Genomic DNA, 20,217 nt, shown 5'->3' with positions numbered 1-20,217 from the left:
CATCCCCCCCACCCTCCACTGCCGCACGCCCAACCCGAACATCGACTGGGCGCGCAGCCCCTTCTTCGTGAATGCCGCGTTGAGGGACTGGCAACCGCACGACCACCGGCGCCGCGCGGGCGTGAGCTCCTTCGGCATTGGTGGCACCAACGCCCACGCGCTGCTGGAGGCGCCGCCGCCCCCAGCGCCCTCCGGTCCGTCACGGCCATGGCAGCTGCTGGTGCTCTCCGCGAAGAAGCCGGCCGCGCTCGACGCGCTCACCCAGAACCTGGGCACGCACCTGGAGGCGCACCCCGAGCAGTCCCTGGCGGACGTGGCCTACACCCTCCAGATTGGCCGCAAGGCCTTCCCGCACCGGCGCGTGGTGGTCTGCGAGAGTGGCGAGGACGCGGCCACGGTGCTGTCCGAGGTGAACCCCGAGCGCGTGTTCACGGACGTGGCCAAGGACGGTGGCCGTTCCGTCGTGTTCCTCTTCCCCGGCGGTGGCGCGCAGCACCTGCGCATGGGGCAGGAGCTGTACGAGAAGGAGCCCGCCTTCCGCGACGCCTTCGACGCGTGCGCCGCCATCTTCCAGCGCCGCGGCGGACCGTCGCTTCGCACGGTGCTGTACCCGGCAGGCGACGCGGACGCGGGCGCGCCCCTTCCCCGTCCCTCCGTGGGCCTGCCCGCGCTCTTCACGGTGGAGTACGCGCTGGCCAGGCTGTGGGAGTCCTGGGGCATCCAGCCCGAGGCGATGATTGGCCACAGCATGGGCGAGTACGTGGCCGCCTGCCTCGCGGGTGTCTTCTCGCTGGAGGACGCGCTGGCGTTGGTGGCCGAGCGTGGCCGCCTCTTCGAGCAGCTTCCCTCCGGCGCGATGGTGAGCGTGGCCCTGTCCGAACAGGAGCTGCTGCCGATGCTGGGCGAGCACCTGTCCCTGGCCGCCGTCAACGGACCATCGCAATGCGTGGTGGCCGGCGACACCGCCTCGGTGGATGCGCTCTCCGCCGACCTGGCGACGCGGGGCATCGAGCACCGCCGCGTCCACATCGACGTGGCCGCGCACTCCCACCTCATCGACTCCATCCTGCCGGCGTTCGCGGCCTTCGTCGGGCGGCTGAAGCTCCAGACGCCGACGCAGCCCTTCGTCTCTGGCGTCACGGGGACATGGGTGACCGAGGAGGAGGCCACCGACCCGAGGTACTGGGTGCGCCACCTGCGGCAGACGGTGCGCTTCGGTCCAGGCGTGCGTTGCCTCCTGGAGAACCCTTCGCGCGTGCTGCTGGAGGTCGGTCCCGGGCGGACGCTGGGCTCGCTCGCGCGCCTGCAGGTGGAGCGCGGCCAGCCCACCGTGGTGCTCACGTCGATGCGGGCGCCTCGTGAGCCCGGCTCCGACATGCGCTTCGTCCTCACCACGCTGGGCCGGCTCTGGGCGGCGGGCGTGCCCATGGACTGGCGGCGTCTCCAGGCCGGAGAGCAGCGCCGGCGCGTGGTGCTGCCCACCTACCCCTTCGAGCGCAAGCGGCACTGGCTGGAGCCGAACGCAGCCGGCATCGCGATCGCCAGCGACGTCTCGCTCGCCCGGCGCAAGGACGCGGCGGACTGGTTCTATCTGCCCTCCTGGAAGCGCACGCTCGCACCGCGCGCGAGTACCGCCGCGCCCCAGAACTGGCTCGTCTTCACCGACACCGGTGGGCTGGGAGACGCCTTGGCGACACGGCTGGCGGAGAGCGGCGGCCGGGTCATCCGGGTGTCGCAGGGCTCCGACTTCCGCCGAGTGGATGACGGCGCCTTCGAGGTGGACCCCGCCCGACCGGAGACCTACGCGGCGCTGCTGAACGCGCTCGCCGAGGACGCCTGCCGGCCCGAGCGCATCGTCCACCTGTGGAGCGTGGACTCCGCGGGAGAAGGACTGGCGGGCGTGGATCACGCCCAGCGCACCGGCTTCTTCAGCCTGCTCTTCCTCGCACAGGCCCTGGCTGGCCATGGCGCGTCCGGGCCCGTGCAAATCACGGTGGTCTCCAGCGGCGTGCAGGCCGTCACCGGGAATGAGGTGCTGGCTCCGGAGAAGGCCACGCTCCTGGGCGCCTGCCGCGTGCTGCCACACGAGGTGCCGGGCCTGTCATGTCGGTCGATCGACGTAGAGGCCCCGAGCTGTAGCAAGACGCTCCAGGCCCTGGTGACACGGCTGATGGGTGAGCTGGCCACGAGCTCCTCCAGCGGCGCCGTGGCGCTCCGAGGCCCGAACCGCTGGGAACAGTCGCTCGAACAGGTGCGCATCTCCGCGCCCGCAGCGGATGCGCCGCCGCGCCTGCGTCCCCGAGGCACGTACCTCATCACCGGCGGCCTGGGCGGCATCGGCCTGGTGCTGGCGGAGTCGCTCGCGCGGCAGGTCCAGGCCCGGCTGGTGCTGGTGGGCCGCAATGCCCTGCCGGAACGTGACACCTGGGACACCTGGCTCACCGAGCACGGTGAGCAGGACCGGGTGAGTCAGCGGATTCGCCAGGTGCGGGCCCTGGAGGCGCTGGGCTCCGAGGTCCTGGTCCTCTCGGCGGACGTTGGCGACGCCGAGCAGATGGCCGAGGTGCTGCGCCGGGCGCGTCAGGCCTTTGGCGAGCTCCACGGCGTCATCCACGCCGCGGGCGTGCCCGCGGGCGGCCTTGCCCAGCTCCGCACCCAGAAGGCCGTGGAGGACGTCCTGCGCCCCAAGGTGTCGGGCACGTGGATCCTCCACGCGCTGCTGCGCGACACGCCCCTGGACTTCTTCGTGCTCTGCTCGTCTCGCACCGCCTACACGGCGGAGCCCGGGCAGATTGACCACTGCGCCGCGTGCGCCTTCCAGGATGCCTTCGCGCACCAGGCCGCGGCGACGGGGAGCCTGCCGATCATCTCCCTGGGCTGGGACACCTGGCGCGAGGTGGGCCAGGCCGTAACGACGCAGATGCCGGACGGCGCCAACCCGATGCGGGAGGCGATGCTGGCCCATGCCCTGACACCGGCCGAGGGCGTGGACGTCTTCGAGCGCGTGTTGGCGCAGGCCCCCACCCACGTCGTGGTGTCCACCGAGGACCTCCGAGCGGCCATGGCGCGCAGCGCCTCGCTGCTCCAGGACTTGATGGGCCCCATGGAGACGGACGCCGCGCCGGCGGCCGAGCGCGCGGCGCCGGCCAGCATGGACGAGGCGGAGCGCGAGCTGGCGGACATCTGGCAGCGCTTCCTGGGCGTGGAGAGCGTGGCGCTGCATGAGAATTTCTTCGAGCTCGGCGGGAACTCGCTGATTGGCCTGAAGGTCATCAACGAGGTGAAGCGCCGCTTCGGCAAGGAGCTGCCGGTGGTGTCGCTCTTCGAGAACCCCACGCTCAGCGCCATGGCCCGGCTGCTGACCCGAGGGCAGGAGCAGGCCTCGGCCACCACCAGTGACCGGCGAAGCCGTGGAGCCAGGCGTCGGGAGCTCATCCAGCAGCGGCGCCAGTCGGGGAACTGAGCGCAAGAGGGGGACAGCGTGTCGGACAGCAACACGGGGATGGAGATCGCAATCACCGGCATGGCCGGGCGCTTCCCAGGCGCGCGCAACCTGGAGGAGCTGTGGCGCAACCTCTGCGACGGCGTGGAGTCCATTGAGCCGCTTTCGGACGAGGCAGTCCTCAAGGCGGGCCTGCCCTCCGAGGTGCTGAAGGATCCGCACTTCGTGAAGGTGGCCTCACGGCTGGACGACGTGGCGGGCTTCGACGCGGCCTTCTTCGGCTACACGCCGCGCGAGGCGGAGGTCATGGACCCGCAGCAGCGCCTCTTCCTGGAGTGCGCGCTGGAGGCGTTGGAGGACGCGGGCCATGGCGCCCCGCCTCCCGAGCTGCTGGTAGGTGTCTTCGGCGGACAGGCCCTGAGCACCTACCTGCTGCTCAACCTGCTGGGGAACGCGGAGCTGATGCGCACGGTGGACCCGCTCCAGCTCAACCTGGGCAACGCGGGCAGCTTCCTCACCACGCGGGCCGCCTACAAGCTGGACCTGCGCGGCCCCAGCTTCAACATCGAGAGCGCGTGCTCCACGTCGCTGGTCGCGGTCCACGTCGCCTGTCAGAGCCTGCTCAATCAGGAGTGTGACCTCGCGCTCGCGGGCGGCGTGTCCATCAACCTCCAGATCCAGGGCGGCTACCGCTACGTGGATGGCGGCATCCTGTCGCCGGACGGACACTGCCGCCCCTTCGACGCGCAGGCCAAGGGCATCGTCTTTGGCAGCGGCGCGGGCGTGGTGGCGCTGCGCCGCCTGGAAGATGCGCTGGCGGATGGCAGCCCCATCTACGCAATCATCAAGGGCTCCGCGGTGAACAACGACGGCGCCGCGCGCGTGGGCTACACCGCGCCGGGCGTCGAGGGCCAGGCCGCCGTCATCTCCGAGGCCCTGGGCAGCGCGGGCGTATCGGCCGGGAGCATCGGGTACGTGGAGGCGCACGGCACCGGCACCGCCCTGGGAGACCCCATCGAAGTGCAGGCCCTCATCCGCGCCTTCGGAGACGAGGCGGCCGGACCGCGCACCTGCGCCCTGGGCTCCATCAAGCCCAACCTGGGCCACCTGGACGCGGCGGCGGGCGTGGCGGGCCTCATCAAGACGGCGCTGGCGCTGAAGCACCGCAAGCTGCCCCCCAGCCTCAACTTCGAGACGCCGAACCCCAACATCCCCTGGGACGCGAGCCCCTTCTACGTCAACACGAAGCTGCGCGAGTGGAAGGCACCCGCCCGCGAGCCTCGGCGTGCCGGCGTGAGCAGCTTCGGCATGGGCGGCACCAACGCCCATGTCATCCTGGAGGAGCCGCCCGCTCGCGCCCCGGTTCCGTCCACGCGCCCGCACCAGTTCCTGGTCCTGTCGGCGCGCACGCCCACGGCGCTCGCCGCGCAGGCCTCCCGGCTGGAGGAGCACCTCCGCGCGCACAAGGGCCTGGAGCCCGCGGACGTGGCGTACACGCTCCAGGTGGGCAGACGGCGCCACCCGCACCGCCGCGCCATCGTTTGCCAGGGGCGTGAGGACGCGCTCACGGCGCTGGGCGACATCAGCCGGCAGCTCTCCGCCACCGAGGAGCGCACCAGCCGCCCCACCGTGTTCATGTTCCCTGGCCAGGGCGCGCAGTACGCGGGCATGGCGCAGGGCGTGTACGAGAACGAGCGTGGGTTCCGCGCGGACGTGGACGACTGCGCCACCCGGCTCATCCCGCACCTCAAGCTGGATCTGCGCGACGTCCTCTTCCCCCCCGCGGACCGCGCCGAGGAAGCCCAGCGGCAGTTGCAGCAGACGCGGTTGGCCCAGCCGGCCCTCTTCATCATCGAATACGCGCTCGCGCGGCTGTGGATGTCCTGGGGCGTGCGGCCCGAGGCCATGGTGGGCCACAGCATCGGTGAGTACGTGGCCGCGTGCCTCGCGGGCGTCTTCACCTTGCCGGACGCGCTGGCCCTCGTGGCCGCGCGAGGCCAGCTGATGCAGGACCTGCCGCCGGGCGCCATGCTCTCCGTCGCGCTGTCGGAGGCGGAGCTGGTGTCGTCGCTGGACGCGCGGCTGTCCGTGGCCGCGGTGAACGCGCCGTCGATGACGGTGGTCGCCGGCCCCGACGACGCCGTGGACGCGCTGAAGGCCCGGCTGGACGCACGTGGCGTCCAGTCGCGTCGCCTGCACACCTCGCACGCCTTCCACTCGGCGATGATGGACCCCATCGTCGCCCCCTTCACCGAGCAGTTGCGCCGGATGAAGCTGTCCGCGCCGCAGATTCCCTTCCTCTCCAACGTCACCGGCACGTGGGTGACGGCCGCCGAGGCGAAGGACCCGGCCTACTGGGCCCGCCACCTGCGTCAGCCCGTCCGCTTCGCCGCGGGGCTCGCGCAACTGCAACCCGCGCAGGTGCTCCTGGAGGTCGGTCCCGGCCGCACGCTGACCACCTTCGCGTCCCAGCCTGGCGCGCTCCGGCAGGCGCCCACCACGGTGACATCGCTCCGTCATCCGGACACGCGGCAGGCGGATACGGCCGTGCTGCTCGGCGCGCTGGGACAGCTCTGGCTGTCCGGCGTGGATGTGGACTGGGAAGCCTTCAACGGCGAGGCACGGCGCCAACGCGTCGGGCTGCCCACCTACCCCTTCGAGCGCAAGCGCTACTGGGTCTCCCCCGACGGGCACCGCGCCCTGGCATCCGCGCCGTCCGCGGAGCGCGCCCCCGAAACGGCGGAGCCCGGCGAGGCCCCCGCCGCGGGCTACTCCCGCCCGGCGATGGCCGTGGCCTACGTGGCGCCCGACACCGAGGACCAGCAGGTGGTGGCGCGCATCTGGGAGGACGTGTTGGGCGTGCGGCCGGTGGGCGTCCACGACGACTTCTTCGCGCTCGGTGGACACTCCCTGCTGGCCACCACGGTGGTGGGACGGCTGCGGGACACCTTCGGCTTCACGGTGCCGTTGCAATCGCTGTTCGAGGCGCCGACGGTGGCTCGACTGGCGGCCCTGGTGGCCGAGCAGCGCAAGAGCCCCGGGCATGACGACCCGGAGGTGGAGGCCCTGCTGCGAATGCTGGCCGAGCTCACCGCCAAGGAGGGCGCGGTCAGCCGTTAGCCGCGCGCCTACACCCCTTTTGAGAGACAGCCCCATGGCACCTCCTATCTCCCCACCCCTGAAGGCGCTCCTCCTGGCCATGGAGTACACGCCGAACGTGGCCGGCGGTGTGGGCACCTATGTCTACGAGCTGGCCCGCGGGCTGGCGCGGGGCGGGTGCAAGGTCACCGTCCTGGCGTACACGCCCGGCGAGCCCGCCGTGCTCCGCGAGCCCAACCTCACCGTGCACATGATGCCGCCCAGCCGCGGCAGCCTCTCCCAGGCGGGAAAGCTCTCCCTGGTGGGCGGCATCCGCGTCTTCAACGACGACCTGATTCACCGGGGCCGCGAGCTCATCCACGAGGAGAAGCCAGACCTCATCCACTTCCACCAGTGGCACACCCACCGCGCCGCGCGAGCGCTGGCCCACGAGGCCGGTGTGCCGGTGCTAGGGACCAGCCACTACATCTCCGAGCCCGCCGAGCGATGGTGGGGACAGACGCCCGACCCGGAGATTCTCGAGGAGGAGCGCAGCTTCTACGACGGGTCGACAAACGTCATCTCGGTGAGCGACTCCATGAGCGAGCTCATCCGGGAGACGTATGGGATGCCGGCGTCGCTGCTGCACACCATCCACTGCGGCATGGACGCGGGCCCATTCCTCCAGCCCTCACACGCCCCGGAGGACTACGCCCGGCTGCGCGCCACGGTGGCCACGCCGGAGGACCCGGTCGTCCTCTACACGGGCCGGCTCCATCCCATGAAGGGCATCAGCGCCATCTTCGCCGCCGCCGAGCGCGTGCTCGAACGGCGCCCCAACGTGCGCTTCCTCCTGGCCGGCGGCACCGACTCGCGTGAGTCCACGCAGATGGTGCAGACGCTGACCCAGCGCTACGCGCACCTGCGCCACCGCATCAAGCTGCTGGGCAAGCTGCCACGCCAGCAGCTCGGGCTGCTCCATCGAATCGCGGATCTGGCGCTGGTGCCGTCGCTCTACGAGCCCTTTGGCTACACGGCCATCGAGGCCATGGCCTCCGGCCTGCCGCTGGTGGCGACGCGCTCCGGAGGCCCGTCGGAAATCGTGGACCACGAGAAGACGGGCCTGCTGGTTCCCGTGCTCCCCGGCGCACCGGGAGGTCCGCGCGAAGTGGACGTCGAGTCGCTCGCCGCCGCACAGCTCAACCTGCTGGAAGACCGTGAGCGCGCGCGGCGCATGGGGCTCGCCGGCCAGCAACGCGTGGTGGAGCTGTTCAGCCTTCCGCGCATGGTGGCCGCCAACCTCGCCGTGTACCAGAAGCTCGTCGGCGGACAGGGTCGCGAGGTGCGGTCATGACGGATTGGTTGGCCTTCCACGTCCCCGCACCGGCGTCCTGGGTGCGGCTGTTCTGTCTGCCTCACGCGGGCGGCAGCGCCTCCCTGTTCCGCACCTGGCAGGCGGAGCTGGGGCAGGACATCGAGGTGTGCCCGGTGCAGTTCCCCGGCCGGGAGAACCGCCTTCGCGAGCCGCCCCTGCGCGCGCTGCCGGACGTCATCGCCCCCCTGGTGGACGTGCTGGCGAAGCACACGGACAAGCCCTATGCCCTCTTCGGACACAGCATGGGCGCGCTGCTCGCATACGAGCTGACGCGGGCCCTGCGCGAGCGCGGGCTGCCAGCGCCGCTGCACCTCTTCGTCGCCAGCTACCGGGCGCCGCACACGCTCCAGGTCCACACCCCGGCCACAGCCACCCATGACATCGACGCGTCCGAGGCCCGGCGCCTGGGTGAGTCACGCGCCGTCTCGGGCGAGATGGCGGAAGAGCTGCTGACCTTGATGCGCGCCACCATGCTGGCGGACACGGCCGTGTGCGAGGGCTACTCGTGGAAGCCGGGCCCCGTCCTGGCGTGCCCGCTCTCCGCCTTCCGCGGCTTCGACGACTACGTGCCCGATGACGCGACGGAGGCGTGGCGCCAGCTCACCTCCGGTCCGTTCGCCACCCAGACGTTCCTGGGGGACCACTTCTTCCTGCGACAGACGCCGCGCGGCCTGCTGCAGCACATCCGCCGGAGCCTCACCAGGCTGCGGCCCGCATCGACTCGCTGACCCCATTTTCAAAGGAGTCTTCCCGATGAAGTACCTCGTCTACGTCAAGGATCGCACCTCGGGCCCCCAGCCCCAGGACCCCATCGCCCTCAACCGCGCTGTCCGTGACTGGGTGGGCGCGCGCCTCCAGGACGGCACCTTCGACTGTGCCTACTACGTCCTCCCGAAGATGGGCCTCTGTATCCTCAACGCCGACTCGCATGAGTCGCTGCTGACGCTGCTGCGCGCCTGGCCGTCCTTCCCGTTCCAGGAGTTCGAAATCCACATGCTGGCGGACGTGCGCCACGGCATCGACAACAACTTCGAGCGCCTGCAGAAGGCTCAGGGCCAGAGCGAGAGCGCGGCCTGACGCACCACCCGGGAGAGCTGCCATGAGCACCGCCACCGCCCAGAAGGGCGCAGAACCCCTGGTTCCTGAGCGCATGCCGCTCGACAACCGCCGGGCCTTCTACGAACGCATCGAAGCGAACAACAAACCCGTCATCCTCACCGACGCCATGAAGGGCTGGCCCGCGGCCGAGCGGTGGACCTTCGACTACTTCGCCACGAAGTACCGCGACGTGAGCGTCCCCGTGGAGTGGCTGCAATACAACGCCAAGGACACGGGCGGCGTGGAGCGCGTGGGCCGCGTGCGGAAGATGAGCATGCAGGAGTACGTCGACACGCTGAAGGCGAAGGGCGGCGAGACGCCGGGCTACCTCATCGGCAATGACCTGTTCCGCACCCTGCCGGAGCTGCACAAGGACGTCCGCTTCGACGACTACGCCGTCCAGCGCAAGCTCACCGAGCAGCTCTTCTTCATGGGCCCGCGTGGCACCTTCACCCAGCTCCACCTGGACCGCGCCCACAACCTGCACGCCGTCATGGTGGGCCGCAAGCAGTGGCAGTTGTATTCGCCTAAGCGGGACGCGGAGCTGAGCCCGGCGAAGCTCAGCCACCCGTGGTCCGTCGTGAGCGCCCACGACCTGACGCCCCACGGCGGCAAGGCGGACCAGCTCCCCGGCGGCCTCGTCCCGGACTACGACTTCGTCCTGGAGGCTGGGGAGATTCTCTACCTGCCCTATGGCTGGTGGCACCGCGTGTACACGGTGGAGGACGCCATCGCCACCAACTACTGGTGGTGGACCTGGTCGATGCTGGCCAGGCTGGGCCCGAAGCTCATCCCCTCCATCGCCCTGAGCGCGGTGGGCCGCATCCGCAAGCAGCAGAAGCTGGGCCGCGAGTACCGAGAGCAGTAACGCGGCCCCGCGGCCTCACTCCAGTTCGATGAGGGCGCCCACGATGGCGCCCTGCGCGACGTTCACCACGCCGGTGCCCCGCTGCATGGGGCACATGCGGAGGAAGTGCCCGCCGTAGGTCTCTCCCAGCACGAAGAGCCCCCAGACGGCGATGTGGGGAACCACCGTGCCTTCCGGTCCCAGCGCGTGGAGGGGCATCGGGTGCACGCGCTCCTGCACCACCCAGCCGCCCACGTCGAGCGCCTTGCGCACGGCCGTGTCCCAGTCTGCGGCGGAGGTCGTCCCGCCCACCAGAACGGACTCGCCGCCGTAGTCCCGGCCCGGCTTGAGGACCAGGGACTCGCGTTGCGAGGCCAGCAGCTCCGGAACCAGGTACCGCGCCCCGTCCCGCTCGACGTGCGTCCGTTCCACCCGGCAAGACCAGGGCACGTTCCGGCGCACCAACTCCTGCTCCGCCTCGGACAGCGCGGGCGACGTCACGTGCTCCCAGAGCAGCGCGAGGTTGCGCTTGTCGTCGAGCACATCCTGCGCCGGGCCGTTGAGGAGGCTGACCGCCCGGGCATCGAACGCGGCCTGGGCTTGCGTGACGTAGGTCGCTCCCGCCATCGCCAGCCTGTCTCGCGCGTCGTACTCCACGACGGCGTGCAGCCGCTTTCCCCGGAGCGTGAGGTGGGCGCCGGCCTCTGACGCCACCGAGCCATAGGCGGCCAGGAGAACCTCGCCGCGCGCACCTTCGGGCTGGAGGAGTTCCTGGAGCTGGGCGGTGAAGAACCGGCTCACCTGCTCCGCCGGGCCTGCTTCCGGCAAGGTGCTGGGGGAGAAGAGGATGCCGATGTTGCACTCCCCTTCCCAGTCGATGTCGCGCCGCACGGTGTCGACAACGTTGGAGAAGAAGTCGCGCAGCGTCCGCGGCTGCCGGACGCGGAGCCGCTGCTCCATGGCGAAGCGCTGCATCGCGGGCTGCGCCAGCACCTGTTGGACGTGGATGGCCGTCTCCCAGCCTCCGACACCCGCGGTCAGGTTGAACTCCACGCACTTGAAGGCCGTGCCGTCATGAATGAAGTCACCACGGCCAATGGCTCCGCGGGCGTCATCCGTCCGCGCCAGCGCCTCGAGCGCCGCGTGCGCCCGCTCATGCGGCAGCCCGTAGAACGCCGCCGCGCGATCCGTGGCCCCCAGCAGGCGCCGGGGGGCTCGCTTGATGAGCCGGCAGAGCGCCGGGGCGACCTCCCGCATCTGTCGCGCGAACGGGCCCTCCACGAAGGTGGGCCATGCATGCAGCTCATAGGTGATGAACGGCGACGCCTCGTGCGGCTTGAACTTGTGGCGCGACAGGGCCTCGGGGGCGCGCTCCGTGAACTCCAGGAACGCAGCGGCGGCAGGGGAAAGCTGGCCGTGCAGCGCTTTGACGTCTGGAGGGAATGGTCCGCCGGGAATCGGCTCGGGCGCGCTCATGGGCGTACGGCTCCTTCAATGAACAGGGGTGAGACCGTTGAAAGACCGCGGGCTGGTCAAGACATCTCGCAGACCAGCCGCAGCTCGCTCGTGTAGCGGCGCTGAGCCGCGTCGGTGAGCCAGAGGTGCTCGGGGTCCGGAAGCATCTCCGAGAACTGGACGCGTGAAGCCGGCGACTCCTCCGCCGTGCGCCGCACCAGCTTCGCCATCATCTCCACCAGCAAGGGGCTGTCGAAGTCCACGAAGCACGGCTTGCGCTCCGTCGCCACCTTGAAGAACGCGAAGCGCGGAATGCCCAGTCGCTGCTGCCAACGCCGGGCCTCCAGCCATTGCGTCATCGGGTCCGCGAGTCCGGCGAAGCCCAGCTCGGAAGCAGGCGCGCTCCAGCGCTCACGGGCGACGACCACGCCATCCACCGTCACCCGAGGCGAGTAGTCATCGGCCAGCGCCAGGTCGAAGATGCTGGCGCAGCGCTGCTCCAGGAACACGGCCATGAACTCCATCAGGCCGAAGCGGCGCCCACTCACGCGGTCGAGGACCTCCAGCGTGCCGGCACGCCGCTCCACCACCATGTCCCCCACGCGGAGCGCGCGAGCACCCGGCTGGGGCGGCGGCTCCTGCCCGGAGAGGTAGTAGAGGCTGTCTCGCGGGAAGAGGCACGGCAGCGTCCGCTGGCTCCACTCGGACTTCGGGAACACGGGCACCACGTCGGCCCCGGTGGAACACCGCTCCGCGAGCGCGAAGAGCTCCTCGGGCGCTGGGTGCTGTTCCACGAAGAGCGAGGAGATGCTGTTGCACAAGTGCAGTTCGCCCAGCACCAACTGGTAGTCCCCGGCGCGAACGGCCTCCTCGCTGGCCGCGTCAATCATCACATCCGGCGAGGCGTGCCAGCGGCTTCGCCACGCCGGGCCCGCCTCGCCGAAGGCCTCGAGCACGCGGGGCCGGAGCGAATCGACGGTGCGCGTCTGGCGGCGGACCTCCGGCTCCAGGGCAAAGAGCTCACGCCAACGCCGGCGATGCTCGGCGACGGCCTTGGCCACCGGCATCAGCTCCGCTTCAGAGGCCGGGTCCTTGAGACCCTGAACGAAGGCGAGCTGGAGCGCCGTGAGCGACACGGGTGCGCCGCCTTCGGACAACCGGTCGAAGAGCGCATCCAGGCCCGCGCGCGTCCCCCGTGTCACCTCCCCCACCAGCCACCGCGCTCCGGTCAGCACCAGCTCCAGCACGGCTCCGAGCCGGCCAATCACCGGGGCGCCCAGCGCCAACGCGCCATCCCGCTCACAGTCCTCGTAGATGAGCGTCCGCGAGGCATACGTCTGGCCCGCCGCGCGCGTCGGTGGCGCCCCCGTCACCTCTTGAAACACAGCCTCCAGCTCCGCGACCGCGGCATCCAGGGCCGCGGGCGTCCCCGCCGCGGCTTCGACAGCGGCTCGCGCGCGCTCCAGGCGCTCCAGCGGCGCCAGCGCACGGGCTCGCGCGTCTGCATCCTCGATGGCCATCAACGCACCGCGCAGCACCACCTCGGGCCGGATGACGAGCGGCACCTCCCAGCCCCAGACCAGGACACCGAAACCCACCGCCTGTTCCAGCGCCGTGAAGATCTCATCCTGCGAGGCGAAGACGGGCGAATCACCGGCCGTGAGCTCCCGCGCGATGCTCACGGCGCTGGCCGAGCCATCACACCGAGACAGCAGCAGCGCCTGCTCCGGGCCCAGCTCCACCGGCGTCGGCATGGGGCCGTGAAGCACGTGCCCCTCCAGCCGGAAGTAAGGCAACAGCCGGGGCGGCGCCCAGCAACGCAGGGACGCGTCGCGCGCCAGGGCGGCGCTGAGCGCATCCAGGCACCACGTCTCGAAATAGACCGCGCGCCGGGAGACGAGCCGCGGTCCGGGCGTCCAGCGCAGCCCTTCATTCGACGGCGTGAGCCGGGCCCAACCCACGGGACCAAAGAAGCCGATGGTGTCGTTCTTGGTGCTGTAGCGCTGGACGTAGGAGGCCACCAGCCGCTCACGCTGCCGGGCCTTGCTGTTCCGAGCGGTGGCGGGAAGGCCCGCCAGCGGCTCCACGCCCGTCTTGTAAGCATGGCGGTTCTGCCACAGGAGGGCCTCGCGCAGGTGGGACTCCCCCGCCAGCGAGCGCAGCGCCGCGCTGATACCCAACAGGTCCGAGTCGAACGCGGTGCGCAGTGCGTCACCGGGTGTCTCAAGCCCTGACGCGAGCCATGTATCGGCGGCGGAGGCCGCCGTCGGCGCCGCGAGCCGAAGCGCATCCTGAGCGGGGAAGCCGGCGCCACGCAGCGCGGCCCACGGCCACAGGGCCATTCCTGGTGCAAGGGAGACGAGCGCGGGTGCTTCGGGCTTCGCGGAATCCAGAGGCTCGGATACACCAGTCAAGGAAGTCTGCCCCTTCCGAATAATACGTTTACTCTAGTATAGAGCCTCTCCCTTCCAACCACGAACCCTGTATGAACGCTCAATCATCATTGCCGCGCCTGTCGTATTTCACGGGCCGAGGCGTCGCTGAGAAGATCCGCCTGCTGCTCGCCGAGTCCGGAACGGAGTACGAGGACATCGACCTGGGCACGTATGACGTCAAGGCCAAGGAGAAGACACCGGCCTTCGAGGCCATCAAGGCGGCTGGAATGCTGGCCTTCGACAAGGTGCCGCTGTGGGAGGAGCCGGACGGCTTCCGCGTGGTGCAGAGCCTGGCCATCATGCGTCACGTCGCGCGCACCCGCGGCCTCTATGGGAAGGATGCGCGGGAGACCGCCGCCTGCGACATGATCATCGACGGCGTCGAGGAAGTGACGGCGCGTGCGCGCAGCCTGACCTCGCTCACGCCGGAGCAGCTCTCCGAGCAGCTCCCCATCATCCTGGGCGAGGAGCTGCCGCAGTGGCTCGGGCACTTCGAGCGGCTCTTGAAGAGCAACGGCAGCGGCGACGGCTTCTTCGTCGGCCCCTCCCTCACCGTGGCGGACACCAGCGTCTTCGGCTTCCTGGAGCTGCTCGTGGACAACGGCCTCCAGGATCTCCTGGAGAGCACCTACCCTGGGCTGTTCGGGTTCTTCGAGCGCATGAAGCAGCGCCCCAACCTCGCGCGGCACCTCGCCAGCCCCAAGCGGCACCCCGCCGTCCAGCTCCTCAACGGCTGAGCGGATCCGCGCCCGACGAAGCCCCCCCGGCCATGACGCTTACCCTGAAATTCCACGACTCCGTCAGCCACCTGAGCGACGCGGAGCTGGATGCCCTCACCTCCGAGTCGAGCGTCTTCTTCGGCCGGCGCTGGTTCCGCATGCTGGACGCGGTCGACCTGTCCGCCATGGCCCGGGGGGAGCTGTCCCTGCGATATGCCATTGCGTATCAGCAGGGCACTCCCGTCGCGCTTTGCCCATGTTTCATCACCCGTAGCAAGACCATCTACACGCCCTACTCGCTGGAGCATTTCCTCTTCACCAGTTGGAAGAAGGGCTTCGCCAACGGGCCGGCCTGGAGCCGGGTGGCCATCGCAGCGGCGGACCTCTACCGCAACGTGGCCTGGCGCACGGGAGCAGGCTTCGATGGCGGCGTTTTCGTCACCAGCCCGCTCAGCATGCGGAGCAGCATCCACTGCGCCGCGCAGCCCGTGGACATCGCGAAGCAGGCTCGCGAGCTCATCCTCCAAGGGCTCCGGGAGCTCGCCACCAGCGAACGGCTGCCGCTCTATTTCTACGGCGTGGAACGGGATGACACGACGCTGAGAGAGGCGCTCACCTCCGCGACGTTCCAGGAGATCTTCATCTACGACGACAACGTCATGGACGTTCCAGGGGACAGCTTTGACGCCTACCTGGGGCAGTTCAAGAGCGACGTCCGGCGGGTGCTCAAGAAGGAGATGGCGCACGCTCGGGATGCGGGCGTTCGCTTCGAGCGCGTCTCCCGAATGGGTGAGATGGCGGAGCAACTGGAGCGGTTCTACGAGGTGACCTACTCCAAGTACGGCAGCGAGCACCTCCGCCACCCTTCCACGTTCTGGGCGGCGCTCGACCAGCACGTCTCGCCCGAGGCCGAGGCCGTGGTCGCCTACCAGAACGGCGACCCCATCGGCTTCTCCCTGCTGCTCCACAAGAACGATGAGATGTGGTTCTACCGGGTCGGCCGCGCCGAGGCCGGGGCCTCCGAGACGCCGCTGTACTTCAACCTCGCCTTCTACGAGCCCCTGCGCCGGGCCTATGAGCTCGGCGTCAAGAAACTCTGGCTGGGAGCCAGCGGGTACGAGACGAAGCGGCGCCGTGGCGCGCGCAGGCATGGGCTGTACAGCTACCTGTGGATTCCGGGGCGCTGGTCACGCACGGTGCTTCAGCCCTACGTGTCGGCCTACTCCCGCGTGGCCATGGCCATGGCTGCTGGTGGCACGCAGAACGGTCGCATCCGCAAGACGCCCTGAAACCTGGAGGCGCGGTGGTCCCGGGTGCGGGAGCGGCCTCAAGCGGGAGCAGCGAAGGGCCGTCCCGGCCGCGCCCTGAATCTGGGGGCCAGCCTGGGCCACGGCCGTCTCCGACACGAGGGTGAGGGGCCGTCCTCTTCTGCGCGGCGCGACGGAAGAGCTTCCGGTGATGGACGTGGCACCGCGCCCGCGAGAGCGGCCGGGTTCCCGCTCCCCTAGCCTGCCCCGCGGCGCGCGGCGCCATCACGCGCCGCACCGGGGAGACGCGCATGCGGCCTGGAATGGCAACGCCCGATCTCGAGTCCTTCTACCACCTGGGGCACGAGCCCCTGGGCGACCGGGCCTGCCAGGGCACTGCCTGCTTCGTAGCGCGTCACCTCCAGCCGGAACGCTGGCGGAAGGCCCTCCACGACGACACTCGCGTCTACTGCCTGGGCAGTTGCCATGTGGCCCCCGCCACCACCCATGAGACTGCCCGCCCCACGGCGCGGGTGCGGGCGCCGCGCGCCATCGCGCTCGAGCGAGTCGTAACGGGGGGAGCACGCGCCCTGGCGGACTACACGCGCCAGGGCGGCTATGCGGCCCTGATGCGCGCGCTGAGCGCGACGCCGGAGGCGCTCGTGGCCCAGGTGGAGCGCTCCGGGCTGCGCGGCCGCGGAGGCGCGGGATTCCCCACCGGGCGCAAGCTGCGCGCGGTGGCCGCCGCGCCTGGCGAGGAGAAGGACGTGGTGGCCAACGCGGACGAGGGCGACCCCGGGGCCTATATCGACCGCGTCCTCCTGGAGGAAGACCCTCACGCCGTGCTGGAGGGGCTGCTGCTCGCGGCCTACGCGGTGGGCGCCCGCCGGGGCCACATCTACGTGCGCAAGGAGTACCCGCTGGCCGCGTGCGTCCTGCATGTGGCCCTGCACGAGGCGCGCCGGGAGGGCCTGCTGGGCCACCACATCCTGGGCAGCGGCTTTTCCTGCGAAATTTCGCTGGAGGTGGGGCGAGGCAGCTACCTGTGTGGCGAGGAGACGGCGCTGCTCAACGCCCTGGAGGGACGCCGGCCCTTCGTGCGCGCCCGGCCTCCCTACCCCGCCCAGGCGGGACTCTTCGGCCGGCCCACCCTGGTGCAGAACGTGGAGACGCTCGTCAACCTCCCGTGGATTTCACGACATGGAGGCGAAGCGTACGCGGCGCTGGGGATTGCAGGCAGTCAGGGGACGAAGGTGCTGTCGCTCAACTCCCTGTTCCACCGCCCGGGACTCTACGAGGTGGAGTTGGGCACGCCCGTGCGCACCGTTGTGGAGGAACTGGGCGGCGGGCTGCGCACCGGGCCGCTGAAGGGCGTCCTCATCGGTGGGCCGCTGGCGGGAGTCCTCCCCCCGCACCTGTTGGACACGCCGCTGGGCTTCGAGGAGCTCAAGGCCGTGGGAGCGTCGGTGGGGCACGGCGGGGTGGTGGCCTTCGACACGCACACGTCCATCGCCGCGCTGGTGCACCACGTCTTCTCCTTTGGGGCCTACGAGTCATGCGGCAAGTGCACTCCCTGCCGGCTGGGAGCCCGGCACATCGAGCAGCGCTTCGCGCGCGTACTGGAGACAGGCCCGGTGTCCGGCGCGGACGGCTGGGAGGACGTCGTGGAGGCGCTGCGCCTCACCAGCCTGTGCGGGCACGGCACGGGGCTGGGGGAGTTCGCCCAGAGCGTGCTGCGCTACTACCGCGAGGAGGTGGAGGCATGCTTCACATAACCGTGGATGGACAGCCGCGCGAGTGCGCGCCGGGCACGCTCCTGGAGGCCCTGGACGCGCTGGGCGTCACCGTCCCCGCGCTGTGCAACGACCCGCGCCTGGCCCCGGTGGGGGCCTGCCGCACCTGCATCGTAGAGGTGGAGGGCTGCGGGCGCCCCGTGGCCGCCTGCACCACGCCGCTGACGGAGGGCATGGTGGTGCACACGCGCACGCCCCTGGTGGAAGCGCAGCGGCGGGTGCTGCTGCGGCTGCTGGCCTCGGAGTATCCGGCCGAGGCCATGACACGGCAGCCGGACAAGCCCTTCCACCGCGCGCTGCGCGAGTACGGCCTCGAAGGTGAGCTGCGCGGGGCGCACCGGCCATCGCTGCGGGACGACTCGCACCCCTACATCCACGTGGACATGTCCCAGTGCATCCACTGCTACCGCTGCGTCCGCATCTGCGACGAGGTGCAGGGGCAGTTCGTCTGGCGGGTGTGGAACCGGGGCGCCGGGACGCGCATCCTCCCGGATGGGCCCAACCTGCGGGAGAGCAGCTGCGTTTCATGCGGAGCCTGCGTGGACACCTGCCCCACCGGCGCGCTGGAGGACCGGACGCTCCTGGACCAGGGCGGGCCCGAGCGCTGGACGCGCACCACCTGCCCCTACTGCGGGGTGGGCTGCGAAATGGACGTGGGCACTCGCGGCGAGCGCATCGTCACGGTGCGGCCCTCGCGCGAAGGCCCCTCCAACCAGGGCCACCTGTGCTCCAAGGGCCGCTATGCCTTCGGCTTCGGCGCGTCGCCGGACCGGATCACCGTGCCACTCTTGCGCGAGAACGGAGGTTGGCGCCGCGCCTCGTGGGACGAGGCGCTGGGCTTCATCGCCCAGCGACTGCGGAACCTGCGGGCGGTGCATGGGCCGGACGCGGTGGGCATGCTGGGCTCGGCTCGGGCCACCAACGAGGACAACTACCTGGCGCAGAAGCTGGCCCGCGTGGTGCTTGGCACGAACAACGTGGACTGCTGCGCGCGCGTGTGCCACGCCCCCAGCGCGGCGGCGCTGAAGCGGATGCTGGGTACGGGCGCGGCTACCAACTCCTTCGAGGATATCGAGCACGCGCGCACCCTGCTGGTGGCCGGCAGCAACACCACCGAGTGCCACCCCGTCGTCGGCGCCCGGTTGAAGCAGGCGGTGCTGCGCGGGGCGAAGCTCATCGTCATCGACTCGCGGCGCACCGAGCTGGCGCGCTACGCGGACGTGCATCTCCAGCCTCGAGCGGGCACGGACATGCCGCTGCTCAACGCGCTGGCCCACGTGGTGGTGACCGAGGACCTGTGCGACAGGGCCTTCCTGCGCGAGCGCGTGGAGGCGGTGGATGACTTCCGGGCCTTCATCGCCGCCTGGACGCCCGAGCGCGCCGCGGAACTGTGCGGGGTGGACGCGGCGGCCATCCGCCAGGCGGCGCGTCTGTACGCCACGCATGGCCCGTCCATGATGGTCCACGGGCTGGGCATGACGGAGCATGTCCAGGGCACGGAGTCCGTCATGGCGCTCATCAACCTGGCGCTGCTGACGGGCAACCTCGGCGGGCCGGGCACCGGGGTCAACCCGATGCGCGGGCAGAACAACGTGCAGGGCTCCGCGCACATGGGCTGCGAGCCGGGCCACTTGACGGGCTACGTCCCGTTGGAGGCGAACCGTGCGCGCTTCGAGGCCGCCTGGGGAGCGCCGGTGCCCGTGGCACCGGGCCTGGACCTGATGGGGATGATGGACGCGGCGCGCCAGGGGCGGCTCAAGGCGCTGTGGGCCTTCGGCTATGACGTGCTGCTCACCAACCCCGAGGCGCGCGCCACCCACGAAGCGCTGGAGCGGCTGGAGCTGCTGGTGGTGCAGGACCTGTTCCTCAACGAAACGGCGCGGGCTCATGGCGACGTCTTCCTTCCCGCGTGCACATCGTTCGAGAAGGACGGCACCTTCATGAATGGCGAGCGGCGCGTGCAGCGGGTGCGCCGGGCCCTGCCGCCCGCTGGAGAGTCGCTGCCGGACTGGGAGATTCTCTGCCGCGCGGCGCGTGCCCTGGGGCACTCCGAGGGCTTCGCCTTCCAATCCCCGGAGGAGATCTGGGAAGAGGTGCGGCGCGTGTGGCCAGCGGGAGCGGGGCTTTCCTATGCCCGGCTGGAGATGCGAGGACTGCAGTGGCCCTGCCCCGACGAGGCGCACCCAGGCACGCGGCTGCTGCACACCCACCTGTTCGCCAGCGGCTCCCGGGCGGCGCTGCGCCGGGTCGACTACCGGCCCTCTCCGGAGGTGCGCACGGACGACCATCCATTCGTGCTGATGACAGGCCGGCGGCTGTACCAGTTCAACGCGGGGACGATGACGCTGCGCACCCCCCACGCGCTGCTGCAGCCCGGCGACTGGCTGGACATGGCTCCGGCGGACGCGGAGCGGCTGGGGCTGGAGGATGGCGCGCGCGTACGGGTGTGCAGCCGCCATGGAGCGGTGGTGCTGCCCATGCGCCGGGCCGAGGGCCTGCGCCCCGGTGAGCTCTTCACCACCTTCCACACCGCCGAGGTCTTCATCAACGCCGTCATCGGCCCTCACCGGGACGGCTACACCCACACGCCCGATTACAAGGTGACAGCCGTGCGGGTGGAGCGAGCCGGCAAGAGCCCAACAGCGTCCGGTGGGCCCACGGAGCGCTCCGCGCCCCCCGCGACTCCGGGAGGACGAGGAACAGCGGAGTAAGGGGCCGCGCCATCACC

The 20,217-nt window shown here is 70.7% G+C and carries 12 protein-coding genes; 10 read left to right on the top strand and 2 right to left on the bottom strand.

Going from position 1 to position 20,217, the window contains the following annotated elements; all coding sequences use genetic code 11:
• The 6 genes from HNV26_RS22315 to HNV26_RS22290 all read left to right on the top strand — a co-directional run.
• Window positions 1-3,463: type I polyketide synthase (locus HNV26_RS22315; RefSeq protein ID WP_171452867.1), on the top strand; the 3,463-nt coding region annotated here is incomplete at its 5' end.
• 18 nt (window positions 3,464-3,481) lie between these two features.
• Complete coding sequence (locus HNV26_RS22310; protein ID WP_366816921.1) at window positions 3,482-6,562, top strand: type I polyketide synthase; 3,081 nt, start codon at window positions 3,482-3,484, stop codon at window positions 6,560-6,562.
• A gap of 34 nt (window positions 6,563-6,596) precedes the next feature.
• Window positions 6,597-7,874 carry a glycosyltransferase family 4 protein gene (locus HNV26_RS22305; RefSeq protein WP_171439462.1) on the top strand — a complete coding sequence of 426 codons (1,278 nt, stop codon included), beginning with the start codon at window positions 6,597-6,599 and terminating at the stop codon, window positions 7,872-7,874.
• On the top strand, window positions 7,871-8,623 hold the full coding sequence (locus HNV26_RS22300; RefSeq protein WP_171439461.1) for a thioesterase II family protein: 753 nt from the start codon (window positions 7,871-7,873) through the stop codon (window positions 8,621-8,623). Before HNV26_RS22305 ends, HNV26_RS22300 begins: the two co-directional genes overlap by 4 nt.
• Window positions 8,624-8,648: 25 nt before the next feature.
• Window positions 8,649-8,972 (top strand): hypothetical protein, encoded by a 324-nt coding sequence (locus HNV26_RS22295; protein WP_140862772.1) that lies wholly within the window; start codon window positions 8,649-8,651, stop codon window positions 8,970-8,972.
• A 22-nt stretch (window positions 8,973-8,994) separates the two neighbouring features.
• Entirely contained in the window at window positions 8,995-9,861 is an 867-nt protein-coding gene (locus tag HNV26_RS22290) for a cupin-like domain-containing protein (RefSeq protein WP_141588874.1), read from the top strand.
• 15 nt (window positions 9,862-9,876) lie between these two features.
• On the opposite strand, the gene HNV26_RS22285 is transcribed toward HNV26_RS22290, so the two are convergent.
• Together HNV26_RS22285 and HNV26_RS22280 are read right to left on the bottom strand one after the other, a co-directional pair.
• Window positions 9,877-11,316 (bottom strand): hypothetical protein, encoded by a 1,440-nt coding sequence (locus tag HNV26_RS22285; RefSeq protein ID WP_171439460.1) that lies wholly within the window; start codon window positions 11,314-11,316, stop codon window positions 9,877-9,879.
• Window positions 11,317-11,372: 56 nt separating this feature from the next.
• Window positions 11,373-13,637, bottom strand: a complete 2,265-nt coding sequence (locus tag HNV26_RS22280) for a lantibiotic dehydratase (RefSeq protein WP_171439459.1) — start codon at window positions 13,635-13,637, stop codon at window positions 11,373-11,375.
• Window positions 13,638-13,780: 143 nt separating this feature from the next.
• Between HNV26_RS22280 and HNV26_RS22275 the strand changes: the two genes are divergently transcribed.
• The 4 genes from HNV26_RS22275 to fdhF all read left to right on the top strand — a co-directional run bounded on the left by HNV26_RS22275 (window position 13,781) and on the right by fdhF (window position 20,200).
• Window positions 13,781-14,467 (top strand): glutathione S-transferase, encoded by a 687-nt coding sequence (locus tag HNV26_RS22275; RefSeq protein WP_171439458.1) that lies wholly within the window; start codon window positions 13,781-13,783, stop codon window positions 14,465-14,467.
• Window positions 14,468-14,499: 32 nt separating this feature from the next.
• Window positions 14,500-15,738: a GNAT family N-acetyltransferase gene (locus tag HNV26_RS22270; protein WP_171439457.1), complete on the top strand. Its 1,239-nt coding sequence runs from the start codon at window positions 14,500-14,502 to the stop codon at window positions 15,736-15,738.
• Between the two features lie 281 nt (window positions 15,739-16,019).
• Window positions 16,020-17,471, top strand: coding sequence for a complex I 51 kDa subunit family protein (locus tag HNV26_RS22265; RefSeq protein WP_216612604.1), 1,452 nt, complete (start codon window positions 16,020-16,022; stop codon window positions 17,469-17,471).
• A complete protein-coding gene (fdhF, locus tag HNV26_RS22260) occupies window positions 17,459-20,200 on the top strand; it encodes a formate dehydrogenase subunit alpha (RefSeq protein WP_171439455.1) in 2,742 nt (913 codons plus the stop codon). Before HNV26_RS22265 ends, fdhF begins: the two co-directional genes overlap by 13 nt.
• Window positions 20,201-20,217 lie beyond the last annotated feature (17 nt).

Origin of the sequence: Myxococcus xanthus (genome assembly GCF_013116825.1) — a bacterium.
Classification (GTDB): domain Bacteria; phylum Myxococcota; class Myxococcia; order Myxococcales; family Myxococcaceae; genus Myxococcus; species Myxococcus xanthus_B.
Note: the sequence above shows the minus strand (reverse complement) of the source record. Positions and strands in the feature narration are given on the sequence as shown.